At 41.8% G+C, this 22,263-nt stretch carries 21 protein-coding genes and 1 tRNA gene; 6 read left to right on the forward strand and 16 right to left on the reverse strand.

The genetic code is table 11. The features are described 5' to 3' along the window. Positions 1 to 95: 95 nt before the first annotated feature. The 6 genes from eno to rpoN form a co-directional block, all read right to left on the reverse strand. On the reverse strand, positions 96 to 1,397 hold the full coding sequence (eno, locus tag IGI78_RS12165) for a surface-displayed alpha-enolase (RefSeq protein ID WP_005234360.1): 1,302 nt from the start codon (positions 1,395 to 1,397) through the stop codon (positions 96 to 98). Positions 1,398 to 1,509: 112 nt separating this feature from the next. Beyond that, positions 1,510 to 2,265 carry a triose-phosphate isomerase gene (gene tpiA / locus IGI78_RS12170; protein ID WP_430618045.1) on the reverse strand — a complete coding sequence of 252 codons (756 nt, stop codon included), beginning with the start codon at positions 2,263 to 2,265 and terminating at the stop codon, positions 1,510 to 1,512. A gap of 63 nt (positions 2,266 to 2,328) precedes the next feature. Continuing rightward, the gene (locus IGI78_RS12175; protein WP_140966000.1) at positions 2,329 to 3,519 is read right to left on the reverse strand and encodes a phosphoglycerate kinase; all 1,191 of its coding nucleotides are present in this window, start codon (positions 3,517 to 3,519) and stop codon (positions 2,329 to 2,331) included. Positions 3,520 to 3,618: 99 nt separating this feature from the next. Further along, positions 3,619 to 4,620 carry a type I glyceraldehyde-3-phosphate dehydrogenase gene (gap, locus tag IGI78_RS12180; RefSeq protein ID WP_008380858.1) on the reverse strand — a complete coding sequence of 334 codons (1,002 nt, stop codon included), beginning with the start codon at positions 4,618 to 4,620 and terminating at the stop codon, positions 3,619 to 3,621. 40 nt (positions 4,621 to 4,660) lie between these two features. Next, positions 4,661 to 5,698 carry a sugar-binding transcriptional regulator gene (locus IGI78_RS12185; protein WP_005228675.1) on the reverse strand — a complete coding sequence of 346 codons (1,038 nt, stop codon included), beginning with the start codon at positions 5,696 to 5,698 and terminating at the stop codon, positions 4,661 to 4,663. A gap of 247 nt (positions 5,699 to 5,945) precedes the next feature. Then, positions 5,946 to 7,265, reverse strand: coding sequence for an RNA polymerase factor sigma-54 (rpoN, locus tag IGI78_RS12190; protein ID WP_195266608.1), 1,320 nt, complete (start codon positions 7,263 to 7,265; stop codon positions 5,946 to 5,948). A gap of 51 nt (positions 7,266 to 7,316) precedes the next feature. Here rpoN and IGI78_RS12195 point away from each other — a divergent pair. After that, a tRNA-Arg gene (locus IGI78_RS12195) sits at positions 7,317 to 7,388 on the forward strand. Between the two features lie 165 nt (positions 7,389 to 7,553). Here IGI78_RS12195 and rpoE read toward each other — a convergent pair. Together rpoE and IGI78_RS12205 are read right to left on the reverse strand one after the other, a co-directional pair. Then, positions 7,554 to 8,162 (reverse strand): DNA-directed RNA polymerase subunit delta, encoded by a 609-nt coding sequence (rpoE, locus tag IGI78_RS12200; RefSeq protein WP_005234347.1) that lies wholly within the window; start codon positions 8,160 to 8,162, stop codon positions 7,554 to 7,556. 84 nt (positions 8,163 to 8,246) lie between these two features. Beyond that, positions 8,247 to 8,684, reverse strand: a complete 438-nt coding sequence (locus IGI78_RS12205; RefSeq protein ID WP_077451789.1) for a DUF1934 domain-containing protein — start codon at positions 8,682 to 8,684, stop codon at positions 8,247 to 8,249. Between the two features lie 222 nt (positions 8,685 to 8,906). Between IGI78_RS12205 and IGI78_RS12210 the strand changes: the two genes are divergently transcribed. The 3 genes from IGI78_RS12210 to yidA are packed head-to-tail and all read left to right on the forward strand — an operon-like array spanning position 8,907 to position 11,910. Next, complete coding sequence (locus tag IGI78_RS12210; protein WP_369907701.1) at positions 8,907 to 9,728, forward strand: lipoate--protein ligase family protein; 822 nt, start codon at positions 8,907 to 8,909, stop codon at positions 9,726 to 9,728. Further along, on the forward strand, positions 9,712 to 11,082 hold the full coding sequence (locus IGI78_RS12215) for an HD domain-containing protein (RefSeq protein WP_077451793.1): 1,371 nt from the start codon (positions 9,712 to 9,714) through the stop codon (positions 11,080 to 11,082). Before IGI78_RS12210 ends, IGI78_RS12215 begins: the two co-directional genes overlap by 17 nt. A 9-nt stretch (positions 11,083 to 11,091) precedes the next feature. Then, positions 11,092 to 11,910, forward strand: a complete 819-nt coding sequence (gene yidA / locus IGI78_RS12220; protein WP_016619757.1) for a sugar-phosphatase — start codon at positions 11,092 to 11,094, stop codon at positions 11,908 to 11,910. 45 nt (positions 11,911 to 11,955) lie between these two features. Here yidA and IGI78_RS12225 read toward each other — a convergent pair whose 3' ends face one another. Then, the gene (locus tag IGI78_RS12225; RefSeq protein WP_005234342.1) at positions 11,956 to 12,399 is read right to left on the reverse strand and encodes an NUDIX hydrolase; all 444 of its coding nucleotides are present in this window, start codon (positions 12,397 to 12,399) and stop codon (positions 11,956 to 11,958) included. A gap of 147 nt (positions 12,400 to 12,546) precedes the next feature. Here IGI78_RS12225 and gloA point away from each other — a divergent pair, with 147 nt between their 5' ends. Next, a complete protein-coding gene (gene gloA / locus IGI78_RS12230) occupies positions 12,547 to 12,921 on the forward strand; it encodes a lactoylglutathione lyase (RefSeq protein ID WP_005234340.1) in 375 nt (124 codons plus the stop codon). 87 nt (positions 12,922 to 13,008) lie between these two features. Beyond that, on the forward strand, positions 13,009 to 13,722 hold the full coding sequence (locus tag IGI78_RS12235) for a gamma-glutamyl-gamma-aminobutyrate hydrolase family protein (RefSeq protein ID WP_195266606.1): 714 nt from the start codon (positions 13,009 to 13,011) through the stop codon (positions 13,720 to 13,722). A 72-nt stretch (positions 13,723 to 13,794) separates the two neighbouring features. On the opposite strand, the gene IGI78_RS12240 is transcribed toward IGI78_RS12235, so the two are convergent. From IGI78_RS12240 to IGI78_RS12270, 7 genes are all read right to left on the reverse strand, one after another. Next, on the reverse strand, positions 13,795 to 15,048 hold the full coding sequence (locus tag IGI78_RS12240) for an ABC transporter permease (RefSeq protein ID WP_194195075.1): 1,254 nt from the start codon (positions 15,046 to 15,048) through the stop codon (positions 13,795 to 13,797). Next, complete coding sequence (locus IGI78_RS12245) at positions 15,041 to 15,940, reverse strand: ABC transporter ATP-binding protein (RefSeq protein ID WP_195266605.1); 900 nt, start codon at positions 15,938 to 15,940, stop codon at positions 15,041 to 15,043. The genes IGI78_RS12240 and IGI78_RS12245 overlap by 8 nt, the downstream gene beginning before the upstream one ends. A gap of 17 nt (positions 15,941 to 15,957) precedes the next feature. Continuing rightward, positions 15,958 to 16,638 carry a DUF2812 domain-containing protein gene (locus tag IGI78_RS12250; RefSeq protein ID WP_077451803.1) on the reverse strand — a complete coding sequence of 227 codons (681 nt, stop codon included), beginning with the start codon at positions 16,636 to 16,638 and terminating at the stop codon, positions 15,958 to 15,960. Beyond that, positions 16,625 to 16,951, reverse strand: a complete 327-nt coding sequence (locus IGI78_RS12255; RefSeq protein WP_077451805.1) for a PadR family transcriptional regulator — start codon at positions 16,949 to 16,951, stop codon at positions 16,625 to 16,627. The genes IGI78_RS12250 and IGI78_RS12255 overlap by 14 nt, the downstream gene beginning before the upstream one ends. A gap of 120 nt (positions 16,952 to 17,071) precedes the next feature. Continuing rightward, positions 17,072 to 19,306, reverse strand: a complete 2,235-nt coding sequence (locus tag IGI78_RS12260; protein ID WP_195266604.1) for a L,D-transpeptidase — start codon at positions 19,304 to 19,306, stop codon at positions 17,072 to 17,074. Positions 19,307 to 19,485: 179 nt separating this feature from the next. Continuing rightward, positions 19,486 to 19,800, reverse strand: coding sequence for a thioredoxin (gene trxA / locus IGI78_RS12265; protein ID WP_195266603.1), 315 nt, complete (start codon positions 19,798 to 19,800; stop codon positions 19,486 to 19,488). Between the two features lie 96 nt (positions 19,801 to 19,896). Next, positions 19,897 to 22,260 carry an endonuclease MutS2 gene (locus IGI78_RS12270; protein ID WP_194195078.1) on the reverse strand — a complete coding sequence of 788 codons (2,364 nt, stop codon included), beginning with the start codon at positions 22,258 to 22,260 and terminating at the stop codon, positions 19,897 to 19,899. Positions 22,261 to 22,263 lie beyond the last annotated feature (3 nt).

A 22,263-nucleotide genomic window follows, 5' to 3' on the forward strand; every position in this document is an offset into this window, starting at 1 on the left:
ATGAATGAATCGAGACAACAAAAAAGCTCTGAAATCGCAGCGGCTGACTGTTAAATCAACCGCTACTCTTTCAGAGCAAAGCAATAATCGAGAGATTATTTATTTTTTAAGTTGTAGAAAGCTTGCAAGCCTTTGTATTCAGCAACTTCACCAAGTTGGTCTTCGATACGTAGTAATTGGTTGTATTTTGCAATACGGTCAGTACGTGAAAGAGAACCAGTTTTGATTTGGCCAGCGTTTGTTGCAACTGCGATATCAGAGATTGTTGAATCTTCTGTTTCACCTGAACGGTGAGAAACTACTGCAGTGTAACCAGCTTCTTTCGCCATTTCGATTGCATTGAAAGTTTCAGTCAATGTACCGATTTGGTTAACTTTGATCAGGATTGAGTTACCGATACCGTTTTTGATCCCTTTTTCAAGGATTTCAGTATTTGTAACGAACAAGTCATCCCCTACTAATTGAACTTTGTCGCCTAAGCGTTCAGTTAATAGTTTCCAACCATCCCAGTCATTTTCATCCATACCGTCTTCGATAGTGATGATTGGGTATTTGTTAACTAATTCTTCTAAGTAGTCAACTTGTTCAGCAGCAGTACGTTTTACGCCGTTTTCGCCTTCAAATTTAGAGTAGTCGTAAACACCGTTTTCGTAGAATTCTGATGATGCACAGTCAAATCCTAGGTATACATCTTTACCTGGTTCTAAACCAGCAGCTTTGATTGCTTCTAAGATTGTTTCAACACCGTCTTCAGTTCCTTCAAAACGAGGAGCGAAACCACCTTCGTCACCTACTGAAGTTTCTAAACCACGTTTAGACAAGATTGATTTCAAAGCGTGGAATACTTCAGTACCCCAACGTAAGCCTTCTTTGAATGTAGGTGCGCCTACAGGCAAGATCATGAATTCTTGGAAAGCGATTGGTGCGTCAGAGTGAGAACCACCGTTGATGATGTTCATCATAGGAGTTGGCAATACTTTTGTATTGAATCCGCCTAAGTAGTGGTATAAAGGTACTTCTAGGTAATCAGCAGCTGCACGAGCAACAGCGATAGAAACACCAAGAATCGCGTTTGCGCCTAATTTGCCTTTGTTAGGAGTTCCGTCTAAAGCGATCATTGCTTTATCGATAGCCATTTGGTCACGGACATCGTAGCCGATGATAGCTTCTGCAATGATGTTATTTACATTGTCAACTGCTTTCGTTACACCTTTACCGCCATAACGAGCTTTGTCGCCATCACGTAATTCAACTGCTTCGTGTTCACCTGTTGAAGCTCCTGAAGGAACCATTCCGCGGCCGAAAGCACCTGATTCTGTGTAGACTTCTACTTCGATAGTTGGGTTACCACGTGAGTCTAAGACTTCGCGTGCGTAAACATCAGTAATAATTGACATGTTTTGTCTCTCCTTTGAGTTTGTTTTATCTTAAGGGGAATACCCCTTGCGAACAACTTAATTGTAGTGAAAAAATCACGATTCTGCAAATGTTATTTTCATGAAAATGAAATTATTTTACAGCATCTAATAATGCTAGGAATGAATCAGCTTGCAAGCTTGCGCCGCCAACTAATGCTCCGTCAACATTTTCTTTTGCCATGTATTCAGTAATGTTTTCAGGTTTTACAGAACCGCCGTATTGGATACGCACGCTATCTGAAACTTCTTTGCCGTATAATTTTTCAACGGTTTTGCGGACAACGCCACAAATTTCGTCTGCGATGTTTGCATCCGCTGATTTACCAGTACCGATTGCCCAGATTGGTTCGTACGCAATCACAAGATTACTTACTTGACCGTCTGTTAAACCGTCTAAGCCTGCAGTGATTTGTCCTTCGATCCACTCCGCTGTTTTGCCAGCTTCATAGGTTTCTAAAGATTCACCACAGCATAGGATTGGGATCATGCCGTTTGCAAAGATTGCTTTGGCTTTTTTGTTGATGTCTTCATCTGTCTCATGGAAGTATTCACGACGTTCTGAATGGCCGATGATGACATAGTCAACACCTAGATCTGCTAAAGCCGCTGGTGAAGTTTCACCAGTAAAGGCACCTTCATTTTCCCAGTAGCTGTTTTGAGCAGCAATTTTTAATTCTGTTCCTTCAGCAGCATTCACTAATGTTTCTAAGAATAAAGCTGGCGAACCGATCACAGAGTCAACTGTCTCGTTGCTAGGAATTTTTGTTTTGACTGCTTCAGCAAATTCTTTTGCTTCTTTCGCAGTTTTGTTCATTTTCCAGTTTCCGGCAATAATTGGTTTGCGCATGTTCTGGCACTCCTTTTCGTTATCAAGCGTGCAAAGAAAGTTCTTTGCACGGCTTGTCATTGATTATTTATCGTTGATCGCAGCTAGGCCAGGAAGTGTTTTTCCTTCTAGCAATTCAAGGCTGGCACCGCCACCTGTTGAGATGTGGGTAAATTTGTCAGCAAACCCTAATTGTTCTGCTGCAGCTGCAGAGTCACCGCCACCGATGATCGTTGTTGCATCTTCAAGGTTAGCAATTGCTTCACAAACACCGATCGTACCGTTTGCGAAGTTAGACATTTCAAACACACCCATAGGTCCGTTCCAAACGACTGTTTTTGCGCCTTTTAATGTTTCAGCAAACAAAGCGATGGTTTCAGGTCCGATATCTAAGCCCATTTGTCCTTCAGGAACATCACCAGTATGTTCTTCTGTTGGGACATCATTTGAAAATTCAGCAGCAGTGATTGAATCAACTGGTAATACTAATTTATCGCCAGCTTTTTCGATCAATTCTTTTGCTAATTCTACTTTATCTGCTTCCACAAGAGAATTACCGATTTCCATGCCTTTTGCTTTGTAGAACGTATACGTCATTCCGCCGCCGATCAAGATTTTGTCTGCTTTAGGAATCAAGTTTTCGATTACGCCGATTTTATCAGATACTTTTGCTCCACCAAGAATCGCGATCATTGGACGTTTTGGTTCTTCGACTGCTTCCCCGATGAATTTGATTTCTTTTTCCATTAAGAAACCAGCAACTGTTGGGATACCTGTTGAAGCGATCCCTACGTTTGAAGCGTGTGCGCGGTGTGCGGTACCAAAGGCATCATTTACAAAAACATCGCCTAAAGAAGCCCAGTATTTGCCTAGTTCAGGATCGTTTTTGCTTTCTTTTTTGCCATCGATGTCTTCGAAACGAGTGTTTTCAAAAACAACGACATCGCCATCTTGCATGTTGTTGATCGCTGTTTCTAATTTTTCGCCGCGGGTTTCATCAACGAAAGTTACTTCTTTGCCTAATAATTCGCCAAGACGTTTCGCAACTGGCGCTAAAGATTTTCCAGCTTTATCTGCTTCTTCTTTCACACGACCTAAGTGTGAGAAAAGAATTGCTTTTCCGCCGTTTTCGATCACGTAATTGATTGTTGGTAATGCTGCTTTGATCCGTGTATCGTCTCCGATCACTCCATCTTTCAATGGAACGTTGAAGTCCACACGTACAAGAACTTTTTTATCTTTTAAATCGATATCTTGAACTGTCATTTTAGCCATGAACAGATTCCTCCTAGCATAATTGTTAAAAAAAGCGGAGAAGCGCGATGCTTCCCCGCTTTCTCTTGCGATGGTTTAAATTAAAGTCGTTCGCAACTCTTATAGGTTAGCGAAGTATTCTAAAGTACGTACTAATTGTGCAGTGTATGACATTTCATTGTCGTACCAAGCAACAGTTTTAACTAATTGTTTGTCGCCAACAGTCATAACTTTTGTTTGAGTTGCATCAAATAATGAACCGTAAGTCATACCAACGATATCAGAAGAAACGATTTCGTCTGTGTTGTAACCGTAAGATTCGTTTGAAGCTTCTTTCATTGCTGCATTGATTTCATCAACAGTTACTTCTTTGTCAAGAACAGTAACTAATTCAGTTAATGAACCAGTTGCAACAGGAACACGTTGAGCAGCACCATCTAATTTGCCGTTCAATTCTGGGATTACTAAGCCGATCGCTTTAGCAGCACCAGTTGAGTTAGGCACGATGTTTGCAGCAGCAGCACGGGCACGGCGGAAGTCACCTTTAGGGTGTGGTCCGTCTAGAGTCATTTGGTCACCTGTGTAAGCGTGGATTGTAGTCATTAATCCTTCAATCACACCAAATTTGTCGTTCAATGTTTTCGCCATAGGAGCTAAACAGTTTGTTGTACATGAAGCGCCAGAGATAACTGTTTCTTCACCTGTTAAAGTTTCATGGTTTGTGTTGTAAACGATTGTTGGAACATCGTTTCCACCAGGAGCTGAGATAACTACACGTTTTGCACCAGCTGTTAAATGTTTTTCAGCAGCTGCTTTAGAAGTGAAGAACCCAGTACATTCTAACACGATTTCAACACCTAGTTCGCCCCAAGGCAATTCTTCAGGGTTGCGGTTAGCTAAAACTTTGATTTCGTTTCCGTTCACATTGAATGAACCTTCGTGAACTTCCACTGTACCGTTGAAACGTCCTTGTGTTGTATCATATTTTAACAAGTGAGCTAACATTTTAGCATCTGTTAAATCATTGATAGCCACAACTTCGATTCCTTCTACTTCTTGGATACGACGAAATGCTAAGCGTCCGATACGTCCAAATCCATTAATACCTACTTTAACTGTCATTTAAGATTTCCTCCTTATGAAAATCATAAAAATATTTATTTTAAAGGGTTGCCCCTTTTAAAATCTCATTTGCGCAAGCTTCATCAGTGATGAGCCAGGTTTGTTTTGGTGCATTTTTCATGTATGCATTGACCGCTTTGGCTTTTGACTGTCCACCAGCGACCGCAAAAATGATTGGGACTTTTTGCAAATCTTTTAATTGAAGGCCAATTCGAGGAACTTTGTAAACGACCTCGCCTGCTTCATTAAAGAAATACCCAAAGGATTCTGCAACTGCATTTTTTTGTTTCAACATCAGAATTTCTTGTTCTGACATTTTTCGTCGAGCCGCCATATGCAACGCCCGTCCAATACTATGAATAACACAATTTGCTTGACTTATCAAGTTTAAGACATCAACGATGGCGGGTTCTTTCAAGAGAAACTCGTAGGTGTTCATGCTTAATTGTTCTGGTACAAACAAGGAGCGATAATCGCCATTTGTCTGCATCGCCATCACTGAGCTGACTGAGTTTGCTTGGACGTTGACTGATTCTCCAATACCGCCACGGGCTGGTACAAACAAGTTATGACGTTTGGCGGTTTCTAAATTGCCTAATTCCTCAGCAACTTTCGCCATTGTCGTCCCTCCCATCACTGCGATGGTGTTTTTGCCTTCTGGCAATAAGAGATCCAACGATTCATTCAGCAACTGGCCAAATTCAGCAATAACTTTCGGTTGTCGATCACCATCGCCGCTCGCAATCAAACAACGTTCGATGCCAAAGGTCTCTGATAATCGTTTCTCGATTTGGTGCATTCCGAACAGCTGATCCATCAGTGCACCGATCTTCGTATACACTTCTTCTCCGTAGGCGGTCAATTGCATGCCGCTTTTTGAAGAGTCGATCAGTTTCAGCTTTTTAAGGATATCTGTTTCCGTCCTCAACACGCGTTCCGTCATTGATAAACTTTCCGAAAGTGTCCGGCGGCCAACGGGCTGCATCCAATAAATATTTCTTAAGATACGGTAACGTTCCTGGAGTACAGCGAGAATATCCGGGGTGATTGCCTCAATCAATTTTAATTCATCGAGCATTTTATATCCTCCCGTTGGACAATTTTCGTCCTACAATGACTTAAAATGACCCATCGATTGCAAAAAAAATTTAAATCTGTTTCCTACACCAATAATAGTAGCACTTATCGCCTTGATACGCAACTATTTCAGTCACAAAATCTTGCTTTTCATAAAATCGTCATAAATTAAAAAATTGGAAGTGATCGATAAAAAAAGGAAAGGCTTTGCTGCCTTCCCTACTCGTCGTTAGTAGTAAGCTTTTGCTTTACTCGAATCGTTTCCGCTTGGAAGAACCAGGGATATTCATGGCTTCGCGATACTTTGCCACCGTTCGTCTGGAAATATCGATGCCTTGGGCTTTGAGGGCATCTGTCAACTTTTGATCTGACAATGGTTTATTTTTATTTTCTTCATCGATCAGTGCTTTTAGCTGCTGTTTGATCGATGCAGTCGTCAGGTCATCACCGCTTTCTTGCGTCGAAACTTTCTGTCCAAAAAATAGTTTCAATTCAAACACCCCAAAGGAAGTTTCCAAATATTTCCCATTGACTGCCCGGCTGACCGTTGATTCATGAATGCCTAACTCTTCGGCAACTTCTCTTAAAACCAATGGCTTTAATGGTCGATCCGGTTGGGTGAAAAACTCCTTTTGCCGAGCAACGATCTGCACGCCGACACGATAGATGGTATCCCCTCGTTGTTGCAAGGTCTTCTTTAGCCACTCGAACTCTTGGGCTTTATTGTCTAAATAACTTAGGACCTCCGGATCACCGCTTTGCTTTAATTGGTCAAAGTACTGTTGCTGAAAGCGAACTTCTGGTAAGGCGCGCTTGTTTGATTTCACGATTGGTTGTCCTTTTTCAACCGTTACTCGCAAATCAGGTACAATGTAAAGCCCATCCGTTGACCCAAACGCCGCCCCCGGTGTCGGGGTCAACGTTTGAACATAGTCAAAGATCTTTTGGATCTCGTTTAAAGGGATCTGCAACGCTTTACTGATTTTGTCCCACTTGCGCTCTGCCATTTCCGTAAAGAATTCTTCTAAAATGAGATAGGCCATTGGCGGCGCATAGTCATCTCTTTCCGTTTGCAGCATCAAGCACTCTCTTAGATCACGAGCACCGACGCCTGCCGGATCTAGCTGCTGGATCAAGGTTAGAGCATCGAGCATTTGGATTGGGGTCCCACCAACAAGCTTTCCAGCTTCTTCCAAGTCAATCGTCAAAAAGCCGTTTAAATCAATGTACTCGACTAAAAATAAAACGATCGTCCGCAAAAAGGTGTCGCGGTAATTTAAATGAACTTGATCAATGAGGTGTTCAAACAACGATGTATGCTGGTCAGGAATCTGACTTAAATAATCCATTATTTGTTCTGACGAGCCGCTGCTCTTGCTTGGTGTGATGGGCGAATCATATTCCCCCAGATCAATCAACGGATTTTCTAATGCCTGGTTATCTATGAATGACAATAATTCGTCTGCGGAAAATTGCAGCACTTGGATCGATTGCTGCAATTTCTGCGTCATAGCAAGCTTTTGCGTCTGTTTTTGTTGTTGTGAAAATTGCTGTTGAAATTTCATCATTCTACCTCTTGTTTTTTTCACTGAAATTGGTTAAACTAATATTTGTGCTTCGCGCCTTTAGTGTAGTGGATATCACGTAAGATTCCGGTTCTTGAGACGGGGGTTCGATTCCCTCAAGGCGCGTTTTTTCTTTTCGTTACAAGTATACTCGATTCAAATCAATAATTCAAAAGCACTTAGGGACCGCTGACGCGGTTCCTTTTTTTATTTGTATCTATGTAAGAAGACGAAATCGTCCTTCACCGATTATAAGTTGTCTGCAACCAAAAGGCGAAAAAAAGAAGAGGATTACTCCTCTTCTTCCTCTTCATCCGCAAAATCATCTTCATCATCGTCATCGATAATGGTGAGATCTTCCTCAATGCTGTCAGGTAATTCTTCTTCATCATCGGTGCTGTTGTCGGCGCCGATTTCTTGCAAGTCTGAATTGTATGCCGAGATTTCTTCATCCTCGTCATCATCATCATCAAAGAGATCATCTTCTTCGTCATCTGACAAATCAGTATCCTCAGGATCATCATCGTTATAATCGATTGCGTCTTCATCATCGTTGATAAAGGCATTGACTTTTTTACGTTTTCGACGACGTGGTGTATCTTCATCCTCGTCTTCGATGCCATGGTTGACTTCTTCATCGATCGAATCAATGGCGTACCATGAACGTAAGCCCCAACGATTGTCGCCTAAAGAAATAAAACTACCGTCGATATTCAAGTCTGTATAAAACTGCGCCAATGAATCACGAATCTCGCTGTCTGATGTTTCAAGATAATTTTGGATTTGGTTGACCAAATCAGAAAAATCCATCACGTCACCGCGCTGCTCTAAAATCGCATGGGCAACTTCAATCATCGACAATTCGTTTTTATTTACACCTTCAAATACATTAATTTCCAAACAGGACACGTCCTTTCACAGTCTACTCCTAATCATACAAAATTACGGCTCAAATTGCAATTTTTTCTTTCAATTTCCCTTTGATCAAGCGGTAAATTCTAAAGATAGTTTGTATTCGCCGACTTTGTCAGCAGCCATGAACAAATCATAATCGATATCGATCTTTCCCGAGTATGGACGGTCTTTCAAACTAACGTGCAAGTGATTGGTGAAGGTGTGGAACATCATCAAGCCATACGGGGTTTGATAGCTCGTCTCTAAACGTTCCTTATAAGAAAATTTCAAGCGCATACGCATTTCCCCTGAGCGAATCAATTGAATCAGTCCGTCTGGCATGATTTTCATCGTAACGGGAATGTCGGTGCCATCTGGCTGGATCTCTTTGTAACGGATATATAAGGTATCACCGATCTTGACTGCTTGTCCTTGCAGATCAAACAGAAAGTTCTCTGTTTCCCCTGCTTGACGTACATTGGTTGTTAAATGAATCGAGATTGGGATTCCTTTTGATAATTCTTGCATGTACGTGTGCCTCCTTTGAAGATTTCAGTTTCATTCTTGCTTTTTTTTATGCGTTTGTCAATCATTTCAGTTGATTCTCCTTGGTCTATTTCTTCATTGAAAATAAAAAACGAAAACAAAAGCAAGTTTTCATTCTTTTCTCCAAGTAATTTTCCAAGAATCGTATATAATAAGGATAACAGCTATTTTTAAAGGAGTTTAACCGATTTGACTATCTATGTAATGGATCAAACCTTACCACGTATCCACAATCCTTATGAGCCGTTTGCCTTCACCGATGTTGCCACCGAAGCTGCTGGCAAACAGGAACAAGTTTATTGTCATTTTTGGCAGTTGTCCGATACGATGATTTTAGGCATGAAAGATACCCGGTTGCCGTTTTTGACAGACGGTCTGCAGGTTTTAAAAGAAGCTGGCTATGCCTCGATCATCCGCAACTCAGGCGGGCTTGGTGTAATCAATGATACCGGTATTTTGAATGTCTCCCTCATTTTCCCTAAACACTTGGCTGTCACCACGGATGCCGCCTATGAAATGATGGCAGCATTGTTGCAAACAGCCTTTCCTGAGCAGACAATTTTGGCTTATGAAATTGCTGACTCGTATTGCCCAGGCACCTATGACCTGAGTATTGATGGAAAAAAAATTGCTGGTACAGCACAACGACGGATCAAAGATGGCGTGGCTGTCATGATGTATCTGAGCATCAATGGCGACCAACCAGCCCGCGGTTCTCTCGTTCGTCGTTTTTACCAAGCAGGTTTGAAAGAGCGCTTTGGTACGAATGGCTATCCAGCCGTCAATCCTGCGAGTATGACCACTTTAGAAGCAGCCCTCGGCCGTAAGTTTACCACACAAGAGGTGATTGACCGCTTGCAAAAAGCCCTGCTTTCCTTGATCTCTGACCAATCCCTATATCCGCTTGAATCACTGGATCAATGGCTGACAGAAAATAACCTTAGCGAACAAATGCAGCAACGCTTAGCTGGCATGGAAAAGCGAAACCAACCAATAAAGGAGTTTAGCGATGAGTCTACCTTATAAATATCAAACCTTAGCGATAGAAAAAGTATTTCGTGACCCCGTTCATAACTATGTCCATGTACAGCACCAAGTAATTTTAGATTTGATCAATTCCAAAGAAGTACAGCGTTTACGACGCATCAAACAGCTGGGAACTGCTTCTTTTACCTTTCACGGAGCAGAACACAGCCGCTTTTCTCACTCCTTGGGGGTTTATGAAATCAGCCGCCGCATTTGCGATATTTTCCAACGCAATTATCCCATTGAAAAAGTCGGGCCAAACGGCTGGGATGACAAAGAGCGTTTAGTGACCTTGTGTGCAGCATTGCTTCATGATGTGGGCCACGGACCCTACTCCCACACCTTTGAGCATATTTTTCATACGGATCATGAAGCGATCACAGTGGCGATCATCACTTCTCCTGAGACGGAAGTTCATCAGATATTGAATCGTGTGGAAGCTGGATTTCCTGAGAAGGTGGCAAGTGTTATCACTAAAACCTATCCCAATCCCCAAGTCGTTCAAATGATTTCCAGTCAAATCGATGCTGATCGGATGGACTACTTGCTGCGCGATGCTTATTTTACCGGCACTGAATACGGCACCTTTGATCTGACTCGCATTCTACGAGTGATTCGTCCTTATGAAGGCGGTATTGCTTTTTCTATGAATGGCATGCACGCTGTGGAGGACTACATCGTCAGTCGTTACCAAATGTATGTGCAAGTTTATTTTCATGCTAGTTCTCGAGGGATGGAAGTGATCTTAGCCCATTTGCTGGATCGAGCTGCAGAACTGTATCAAGTGGATTCAGAATTGTTTCAAGGCCATTCGCAGCTGCTTCTCCCATTTTTAAAACAAGAATTCACTTTAGATGAGTATTTGAAACTCGACGATGGCGTATTAAATACCTACTTTACCCAATGGACAGAAGAAAATGATCCGATCCTCAGCGATTTAGCCAAACGGTTCTTAAATCGTAAACCGTTGAAATCCGCCCGCTTTGACGATGAGACGCAGTTGCCGATGATCGAAGAAATGCAGGGACTGGTGGAAAAAGTCGGCTTCAATCCCCGCTATTATACTGCCATCAATTCAAGCTTCGATCTGCCTTATGATTTTTATCGGCCGACTTCAGGCAAACATCGGACACAGATCGAATTACAGGAAAAAGATGGTTCCCTTGTGGAATTATCCCAAGCCAGTCAGCTTGTTGCAGCCTTAGCAGGACAAACCCAAGGTGACCAGCGCTTTTATTTTCCAAAAGAAATGATTGACCCCAACATCCAAAATCACTATGATTTATTTGGAGAGACGTATCAAGAGTTTGCCAAGCACATTCGCAATGGTGCTTTGATCAAACCAAGCCACTAGGAGGAACTTATGAGTATCAAATTGATCGCCATCGATATCGATGGCACCCTGTTGAACAACGACCGCAAGATCACCCCAGCCGTTTACAAGGCATTGAAAGACGCTGAAAAGCAAGGTGTACGCATCGTTTTGTGTACGGGACGCCCTTTAACTGGTGTCCAAGATTTATTAAAGGAACTAGACTTATTTACGGACAATGATTTCGTGATTACTTATAATGGCTCTTTGGTTCAAAAAACCAAAAACCAAGAGATCATCTCTGAATTTGGTTTGTCCCAAGACGACTATCTCTTTGTTGAGATGACTGCGAGAAAATTAGGGGTTCATCTTCATGTAGAAACCGAAGATACTATGTATACCGCTAACCGCGATATCAGTCCTTATACGATTTATGAAGCTTTCTTAGTCAACATGCCATTGAAATATCGGACACCAGAAGAAATGACTGCTGACTTGAATATCATCAAAATGATGATGATCGATGATCCCGAAATACTGGATCAGATCATCCCACAATTGCCGAGCAGTTTGACGGACAACTACAATGTGGTCAAAAGTGCTCCTTACTTCTTGGAAGTCCTAAATAAACAAGCCCATAAAGGAGCTGCTGTCAAAAAATTGGCGGAGCACTTAGGCATCAAACAAGAAGAAGTCATGGCGATCGGCGATAACGAAAATGATTTAACCATGGTGGAATACGCTGGTATCGGAGTGGCGATGGCCAATGCCACTGAAAATGTGAAAAATGCCGCAGATGTCCTAACCGCTTCAAACGAAGAAGACGGTGTGGCAGAAGTAATCAACAAGTATGTTTTAGCAAATAACTAAGTGTAAAAAAAGGCAGGTTTCCTTTTTATCGGAAGCCTGCCTTTTTTATTTTGCTAACCATTGTTCAACTGCCCATTTATGACTGCCGCGTTTTAATCGCTGAATCGCTTCTTCTGGCGTATGCCATGACAACTGATTGGTTTCTTCTGTCGGTTCGCAGACTTTTTTCCATTTGGTCATTAAATAGAAATAGCCGGGGTGATGGTAAAATGTATCGCGATGGCGTGAATAGAAGTATTCAACTGCTTCTCCTAAATAGGCAGCGATCTCCCCTTCAAATCCAAGTTCTTCTATTAATTCTCTCTGGATCGCTTCTTCTTTGGTCTCATTTGGTTCAATTTCACCGCCTGGTAAAAAATAGGCGCCATTGGGTGCTTGTACCAAGATCACTTCATTTTTTTCATTTGGAAGAACGACATACGCGCCATATCTTGATTTGTATGGTTTCCCCGCTTCTTTTTCCCCGAACACAATTTCCTTTTCTGGCATGATTCCCTCCACCAACACTTTCTTTCCATTTTACCCTATGCCAATAGTCTGGACAAGCTGGAAATAACGCCCTGTTATCTTTTATTCGTTATAAAATGAGAAAATATGTTATCATACAACTATCAAGATCGAAAGGATGATTTACCCATGAAAATGGCTCACACTTGTGTCCGCGTCAAAGACTTAACGGCTTCTCTAGATTTTTATCAAACTGCCTTTGGTTTTGAAGAATCTCGCCGTCGTGATTTTCCTGAACATCAATTTACTTTGGTTTACTTAACATTGCCTGGTGATGACTACGAGCTAGAGTTGACATATAACTATGACCATCCTGGCTATGAGTTAGGCGACGGCTATGGCCACATCGCCATCAGTACCGATGATCTAGAAGCGCTTCATGAGAAGCACCAAGCGGCTGGATTTGATGTCACTGACCTGAAAGGACTACCAGGAACTTCTCCTTCTTACTATTTTGTGAAAGATCCTGATGGCTACAAAATCGAAGTTATTCGCGAAAAATAAAGCGAAGGTGATCGATAAAAGGACCTCGTGTCCTTTTTTCTTTTTCGATCCATTTCGATTCATTTACTAGTAGAAAGGTTTGATCAAATGAAACCCATTATCGGCATCGCTGCTAATGAACGACCAATTATTGAAGAAGCAGAGCATTGGTTGTCCTATACACCCAAAAATTTTGTCACCCATATCCAACAAGCCCAAGGCATTCCCCTATTATTACCAATGGGTGTCGTGGAAGATGCTGCAACTTATATCAGCAAAATCGATAAACTCTTGTTAGCCGGTGGTCATGATGTCTCCCCTGACCATTATGGCGAAGATCCTCATCCTTTGATTCAAGGCATTCATCCTGATCGTGATGTCTTTGAATTGGCATTGATCAAAGAAGCAGTGGCTCAAAACAAACCGATCCTTGGAATCTGCCGCGGTATGCAGTTACTAAATGTCGCATTTGGTGGGAGTTTGTACCAAGATCTCTCTTTGATCGATCACCCAACGATCAAACACGTGCAATTGCCAACGTTCTTTCAATTCCCTACACATCGGGTGGAAATCAAGGCAGACAGTCGTTTGGCTGCTCTTTTAGGCACAACCTATCACGTCAATTCTTTTCATCACCAAGCAGTCAAAACAGTTGCAGATGATTTCAACGTGACCGCCACCGCTCCTGATGGTGTTGTTGAAGCCATTGAATCCACCGCCTATGGCGCACCGATCTTAGGTATTCAGTGGCATCCTGAGCTAGCCGCTCACAAGTTGCCTTCTGAGCAATCGATCTTCGACTTTTTTGTGCAGGAATTCTAAAGGCTTGCACCTTGTTTTCTAGATTCTAGCCAATAAAAAACGCCCGATTACGAAAAGAATCGGGCGTTTTGCTTATTTCTCGTTTTTCATTAACACTAGTGATTGTTTCAACGTTGCCAAGATACCATTGTCGTTATAGATCAAGACATTTGATTTGTACATTTTTGCAGAAACCAGCATCAGAACGATCGTAGTAACAGCAAGGATCCCTACTGAAATCAACGCTCCGCCAATCCCCACTGTATCATTAGCAAGCCGTACTGGCATAATATACGAGGACAAGAATGGGATATAAGAGGTTACTCGTAAAACAACGTTATGCGGATCCATACCGCCTAGTACGATTCCTAGCATATACCCGCCCAATGAAAGATACGTCACTGGAATAATGGCTTTCGCCGTATCTTCTGCTTTGTTCACTAACGACCCGCAAAGGGCTGACAAGACAGAATAGATCAAGATTCCTAAGAAGACGAAAACGATCGCAAACACCAGGAAAGGACCAAAAATGCCATCTGTCGAAAAGTTTGCCAACAAGTCTTTTACCATTGGGTTATCCTTGATCCAGAAATAGCTCCCACCAAAAATCGCAACATACGCAACTAGCTGGGTCGCTGCAACCATGATTACCCCAGTCAATTTGGCGTAGTAATGGGTTTGCGCCCGGGTACTAGACAAAATGACTTCCATGATGCGTGTGCCTTTTTCAGAAGCAATTTCTTGCGCAATGATTTGTGCGTAAGTAATGATAAAGAAAAAGAGGATGATTGTTGCGATCATACTTACTAGTGATTGCATCGCGGTATTGTCTTCTCCATGTGTCATTTCGCCATTCTCATCGAAGGAAACTTTTTGACGATCAAGCGGTGCGACTTCACTAAGGACTGCCACTTGCTCAGCAGTCAATCCAAGCTCACTAGCTCTAAAGGAGGACTGCAAACCCGTCAATAACTGTTGGATCGTCAGCTCTAAAGCTTGCCCCATCGAGGACTCGCTTAATAATTCCCCTTGCAGCGTATCCCCTGAAGCAGTAATAACTAACAAGGCATCGGCATCTTTGTCTGCCAGCTGTTGTTGCCCTTGCTCTTTGCTGTCAACAATTTCAAATTCAAAATCATCGCCGCTTTGGTCCACAAAAGTCTGCGCAATAGCTGGTTCATTCGCATAAACCGCAATTTTATCGACACTGTTCATACCATCAGCAAAATAACCAATGAGATAAAATGCCCCCGATGCAATAAATGGCACGAGAATCATAATCAAAAACGAAATTGATTTGATATTTTTCTTATAAACATCTAATGCGATTACCCAAAACTTATTCATTTGTTTTTCCTGCCTTCCGCTTAAAGATTTCTTCTAACGTTGGCGGTTGTTGATTGAACATAGGGATATAACCATCCGCCGTCGCTAAATCAAATAAGGTTTTTCCTACTGCAGGATCAGCGATCGTAATATCATAGCTGCCGTCTTCTCTAGCAATGACTTGCTCGACACCTGACACTGCCAAAAGCTGTTCTTTCGTCAAATTAGACTCTAAATAAACTTTCGTTCGTCCAAAGGATTCACGAATTTCATGGACCTTTCCGTTTAAGACCGTTTGACCATCTCGTAGCATAATCAAGTGATCGCAGATTTTTTCTACATTATCCATATTATGGCTGGAGAAAATGACGCAAGAGCCTTTTTCTTTCAGTTCAATGATCCCGTTTTTCAACAGTTCCGCGTTGACTGGGTCTAAGCCACTAAACGGTTCATCTAAAATCACTAATTTTGGTTCATGGATCAATGTTGAGATTAGCTGAACTTTTTGCTGATTTCCTTTTGATAAAGATTTGACTTTATCAGTTTTCTTGCCTTTGACTTTAAATTTGTCCATCCAATAGTCAATTTTAGGTACGATGTCTTCTTTCTTTTTGCCTCGTAAACGCGCGAAGTAGATCAATTGATCTTCAATCGTGACTTTTGGAAACAAGCCGCGTTCTTCTGGCAGATAGCCGATAATATTGTATTCTTTTTCACTAATTTTGTGACCATCCCATAATACTTCTCCTTGATCGGCTTTCAAGAAATCCAAAATCAATCGGAATGTCGTTGTTTTTCCTGCTCCGTTTTGACCAATTAAGCCCATGATCTGCCCATCATTGATGGTAAAGGATAAATGATCAACTGCTGTATAATCCCCAAATGTTTTTACTAATTGTTTTGCTTCTAACACATGCTCACCTTCCCTGTCTAATAAAATATATCACTAAAGAAAAAGCCGATAACGGCACCAATGATTGCTCCGACAAACATCAAAATGACTGTATCACGAATTACCCGTTGTCGCTTCGCCAGTTTCTCTGGTTCATTGTAATAACTTGCTCGATTTTTATATAAGAATTTCATAATGATCGTGGTTACCCCGATACCAATCGGAATAAACACAAGACCAGTGAGTACTCCTAGTCCGAAAGATTTAAACGGATTTGTACGAATATTGAAATAACTAGCAATAAAATATATTGCTGCTAGTATTGCGAGACTGATTACCGAAAACAGAATCGATTTTTTCATCAAATATCGTGTCTCGTTATCAATCCGTTCTTGATAGCTTTCTTGATCACTGAAAATCGCCGGTGTATCTAGTGACGCTTTAAAATAAAAATAACGATCTTTATAATTGCTAATGTAGGTCCAGCCCCCAGCTTGGTACATCGCTAAGTAGTCAACGATCTCAGATGGTTCCCCTTCGAAAAAGTCCACTGCATATTTGGTCGCTTCTGGTTTTCCTTTGATAAACTTCAAAAAACCTAAACGATTCATCTTTACAAAATGCCAGCCTAGTGACGCTTGTTTTTGCAGACGAACCATTTCCTTTTCTGGATAGTAGGCGACGCCAAGAGAAAGAAGATATTTCTTATTGATGCCCATCTTGATCCCCTCCTAACGCTTCGAAGACTTGTTCTCCGATTTGATAAAATAATTTGCGTCGCTGAATATCTTTTTCCAGAATTTGTCTTCCTTCTAATGTAATCTGATAGATTTTTTTTCGATCAACGCTTTCTTCTAAATCGATCCACCCCTTTTTCGTCAGCTTTTTCAAAATCGTATACATCGTTGCGGGACCAATCTCAAACGTCCCTTGGCTTAGGTCATCAATCTGTTTCATGATGAGATACCCATGTTTTGGCTTTAAAAGCGCTAATAAAATCAAATAGGTCGAATCTGTCAATGCCTCATCCATTTGATTCCTCCATCCATCACCTATATCACTTAATGATATATTATCGAATGATATAGCCAGCGTCAATCTTTTTTTTGGAAAATAAAAGCCGTCTCCGTTGACGGAAACGACTTTTGATCATTAATTAGCAATTTTGACAGGTGTATTATAAGGCATGTTATAGTAAAACCATTTGGCATCGGGGACTGCTAAACGAATACAGCCATGAGAAGCACGGGTACCTAGTTTTCGTCCTTCAACAGAACTAAAAGCATTGGTGGACCAAGCGATACTTGTTGGAATCGTATGGAATAAATAGACCCCATGGTCTTTAAAGGAACGGTAGTAGGCGGCTCCTGAAAAAGCTAAGCCTTTTTCTGCTTGAATGCGGAAATTCCCTAAAGGTGTTGGTGTATTAAAGGCACCGGTCGAGCAAAGCATCGTATAAATCACTTTATTCCCTGATTTGATATAAACCCGCTGTTTGCTGATGGATACTTCAATGTTTAAGTTTTGAACGTTTAATGAAGGATATTTCCCTCCTGTAGTATACATCCAAAAATTGCTATTTACATTTGTGGTTTGATTTTCCTTGACCCAACCGATTCGACCAGCTGGCGAAACGAGATACAAGTAATTGCCATCACTTGTTTTTGCTAGTTTAGTCGCTTGTGCCATATAGCCTTTGTAAGCACTCTTTTTCCCAAGTTTCGTACTATTTGGATCGGCTTTTTCAAAGAAATTGCCATCTCCATTCTTAACGACCACATAGCGGCTAATGTTGCTTTGAGAAGTGATCGTATGGGCATTGGTCACTCCGCTTGCATTGATGTAGCCCAGCCATTTGTTGTTGAGATAGAGTGAGTAGTAGGTGGAGCCGTTGAAATGTTGATATTTCCCAGTAACTTGGATATTCTTATTCATGTAATTTGCGCTACTGCCTTTTTTCTTCGTAAAAGCTAAATCTTGCCATAAGGTATAATTCTTGCTTTTAAGGCGGACTGTGCGTTTTTCGCTTTGCCAAGTACCACCTTGATTGTTGGCGACCGTTGCTGCATCGGCATTTAAGTAGCCAATCCATTTTCCGTTAGCATCATAAAGGGACAAGTAGACACCGCCATTGACGTGGTTATATCTTCCTTTTGCAAGATAGGTTTTTCCCGCTAATTTCGTGGTAGTGTTTTTCTTACTCGACCAACGGAAATTTCCCCAAATCGTGTAATTTTTCTTGGTCAATGTCACATATTTTCCGTAGGATTGATAGGCGCCTTGTGCATCCGTCGTTAACTTAACACCCGAGGCATTGATATAGCCCAACCATTTATTGTTATTTGTATAAAGGGAATAGTACGTCGACCCATTCAAGTGACGATATTTCCCAGTAACTTTGACTGTTTTGCCATTTAAAGCGGCTGTCGTTCCTTTCTTCGCTGTCCAATTAAAATTTTGCCATAGCGTATAATTTCCGCTGATGATTGTGGCATATTTTGATTCAGATTGCCATGCACCCCCGGGTGAAGTCGCTAGCTTAACACCGGCGGCTTTTATCCAACCGATGAGAACATTTTTATTTGAATACAATGCGTAATAGGTCACTTTATTATTCGTCGTGAATACTTCTTTGATTTCAAAGGTTTGACCATTAATGCTTGAAGAGGTGCTCGTTTTTTTATCTAAAAACACATCTTGCCAAAGCGGTTCTTTCGCACTTGTGATGGTTGCATATTTCTTCTCGGTTTTGAAGGTTCCGCTGGCAACTTTCACTGCTGCTTCTGCTACGACACCGACAACCTTTTGATCGTCGCGAATTTCAAGATAGGTCTGCTTGTCGGTACCTTGATACTGTTTGACACTACGATATACCCTGCCAGCTAATTCATCGATCGTTCCTTGTTCGATCAACTGACCATTTTCTAATCGGTAAAGGATTTTTTGTGTTTCTGGATCCGTTGCGGCGATCGACTTGATTTTTACATATTGGTCATTATCTTCTACTTTCTTAACATCGATTTTCGCAACATCTGGTTCTTCAGAAGATTCTTCCGTCGATTGAGTAGATGAATCTTGTGTGGTCTCGGTCTGACTAGTCTCAGTCGTAGCCGTGCTAGTACTTGACGTTGTTTCTGATGAAGAGGTAGACGTTGATGAGGACTCTGTTGCCGTACTTGACTCTACACTCTCAGTGCTGGCCTCTTGAGATGATGCTGCGCTTTCTTCTGAGAAACTTTCTGACGTCGTCTCTTGCGCAGCGAAAGAAGCTGTTGTCGAATCCCCTTCATTTGCTGCATAAACTTGTGTGATCGTTCCTACAATGGGTGCGATCAGTACCCCAACAATCGCAACGCCTTGAAATAACCCGCATTTTAACTTTTTCATTTTTATTCCCCCTTTAATCCTATTTTGGTATCACTTTCTTACTATATGAACGAGATATTTTTTAGTGCCACTCCCCACTTTAAGTATACCACTGCCTAAAAGAAAATTTGAAAAAAACGTCCCCAAAAACAAAAAAGCAATAGCCTCTTTCGGCTATTGCTTAAAAAACATTTCTTCTATTACATATGTTCTGCAACTAAAGCTTTCAATTGATCTTTTGTATGAACCCCAATTGCTTTATCAACCACTTGTCCGTCTTTTTTCAACAACAAAGTTGGGATAGACATGATTCCGAATGAAGCAGGTGTTTCAGGATTTTCATCCACATCCATTTTCACGATCTTCAATTCGTCTTCATCATATTCATTCGCTAATTGTTCCAAGATCGGTGCTTGCATACGACAAGGGCCACACCAAGTTGCCCAAAAGTCAATAAGGACTAAGCCTTTATCGGTTTCTTCTGAAAAAGTTTTATCGGTAATTTCTTTTGCCATCGTACTTCCCCTCCATTTTTAAAACTAAAAAAAGTATACCACGTATCGGAAGTTTTTTAAAATCGTCTGCTTACAAAAGGTAAGGGTTCTTAACGTTTAGTTAAACTTCACAATGGTCGCTCCATTGCCTCCTTGATTTGCTGGGGCAAATTCAAAACTTTTCACCGAGCGATGGTTTTTTAGGTAGTCAGTGATCCCTTGACGCAATGCGCCGGTTCCTTTACCGTGAACGATCGTCACCTGCGGATAACCTGCCAAAATTGCTGCATCCAAATACTGATCCACTTCATTGAGGGCTTCTTCGTACCGCTTGCCGCGTAAATCCAACTGATTGACCACTGGACTGCTGTCAGCAGAACGAATCGTATTAACGATACGCTGTGTAGGCTCCTTCACTGGCGCTGCTGGTTGGAGATCTGTTTCTGGCAAATTCATTTTCAGAATGCCGATTTGGACTTGCCACTGATTTTTACCGGCTTTTTTCAACAGTACCCCGCGCTGCCCATAAGAAGTTACGAGTACCTCGTCTCCTTCTTTCAGCGTCTTGGCTGCTTTGGCTTTTTGCAGAACCTTGTTTTTTTGCAGATGTTCTTCTTGCTGCAGTCCTGATAGCTTGGTGCGCGCATCGATCAGTTCGTGTTCTTTGACCTTCGTTTGACCGCCGGCTAATTGCATTTTACGAATATCAGCAATGATTTTTTCAGATTCCTCTTTGGCTTCTTCAACGATCTGATTGGCTTTTTGCCGAGCTTTCGCCAATTCTTTTTCGCGTTCTTCAAAGAAATAACTATAGGCTGCTTCTAGCTCTTGGTGCAAGCGGGCTGCTTCTTTTACATGATGACGAACTTCCAGATACTCCGTTTCCGTCATTTTGCGTCGATTTTCCAAATCAGCGATCATTTCATTCAGATCTTGACTTTCTCCATCCATGATCTCTTTGGCTTGGTCAATGATGGTATCTGGCAAGCCAAGTCTTTTCGAAATCTCAAACGCATTGCTTCGTCCTGGAACCCCGATCAACAAGCGATAGGTTGGACTTAAGGTATCAACATCAAATTCCATAGAGGCGTTGATCGTATTGGATCGGTTATAGCCATAAACTTTCAATTCTGGATAATGGGTCGTCGCCATGACATAAGCCGACTTAGCCCCAAGTTCGTCCAAAATCGCAATCGCTAGTGCCGCCCCTTCTTGAGGATCGGTCCCAGCACCTAGTTCATCAAAAAGCACCAGACTTGTTTCGTCGACTTTTTTCAACACATCAACGATCGTTGTCATATGTGAAGAAAAGGTCGATAGGCTTTGCTCAATGGATTGTTCATCACCAATGTCCGCAAAAATTTCATTGAAGACCCCCATTTGGCTTTCTTCTTCTGCCAGAATTGGTAAGCCGGCTTGGCCCATGATCTGCAACAGCCCTAATGTTTTTAAGGTGATGGTTTTCCCACCGGTATTCGGCCCAGTAATGACAACAGCTTGATAGTCTTTTCCAATCGTAATATCGTTAGGAACGACTTTTTCTTGATCGATCAATGGGTGACGTGCTTGTTTAAAAAAGACATGGTTATCTTGATTGATCGCTGGTACGACCGCCTTCATCTCTTTCCCAAAGCGAGCCTTGGCATTCATGAAATCCATGATCCCGATCACATACGCATTATGGAGAATCTCTCTTTGATATGGGGCTAACTCTGCTGATAATTCTGCTAAAATACGAGTGATTTCGTCCCGTTCCGCAATTTGATGTTGACGCAAACGGTTATTTTGTTCCACTACTTGTTTTGGTTCGATAAACAAGGTTTGACCAGAGGAACTTTGGTCGTGAACCACGCCGCCAAAAACACCTCGGTATTCTTGTTTGACTGGAATCACATAACGCTCATTTCGCATGGTTACGATCGTATCACTTAGATACTTTGCATTGCCACCTCGGACGATGCCATCCAATGTCTCGCGAATCGTCCGTTCTGCTCGTCGGATCGATTGGCGAATTCCCCGTAGTGCTGGAGAGGCATCGTCTGTGACTCGGCCATCCTCATCGATAGCTTCTTTCAAGCGACGATTCAAGGTTGGCAAAGACACCAACTGTTCTTCCCAGTGATACAAGCGGGAAAATTCAATCTCACTTTCAGACAAATCAGCAAAAAAGCGTTTCAATTCCTGCGTGGTTGATAAGACGCGGGCAACTTGTGCCAATTCAACGCCGTTTAAATCTGCGCCGATTTCGATCCGTTTCATTTGGGGACGAATATTCTCAATTTTTGGTACAGGGATTCCGCCTCTTAAACGCTGGATCTTGATCGCGTCTTCTGTTTCTGCTAGCCAAGAGGAAATAACTTGCGCATCACTTGATGGCACAAGCTTTGCTAAGGCTTCTTTTCCTTGGGCTGTTACGATATACTGACCGATTTGACTCTTTACTTGTTCAAATCCTAAAACATCAAGGATCTTAGTATTCATTCT

This window comes from Enterococcus sp. DIV1767, from assembly GCF_050542585.1.
In the GTDB taxonomy this organism is placed as follows: Bacteria; Bacillota; Bacilli; order Lactobacillales; family Enterococcaceae; genus Enterococcus_D; species Enterococcus_D innesii.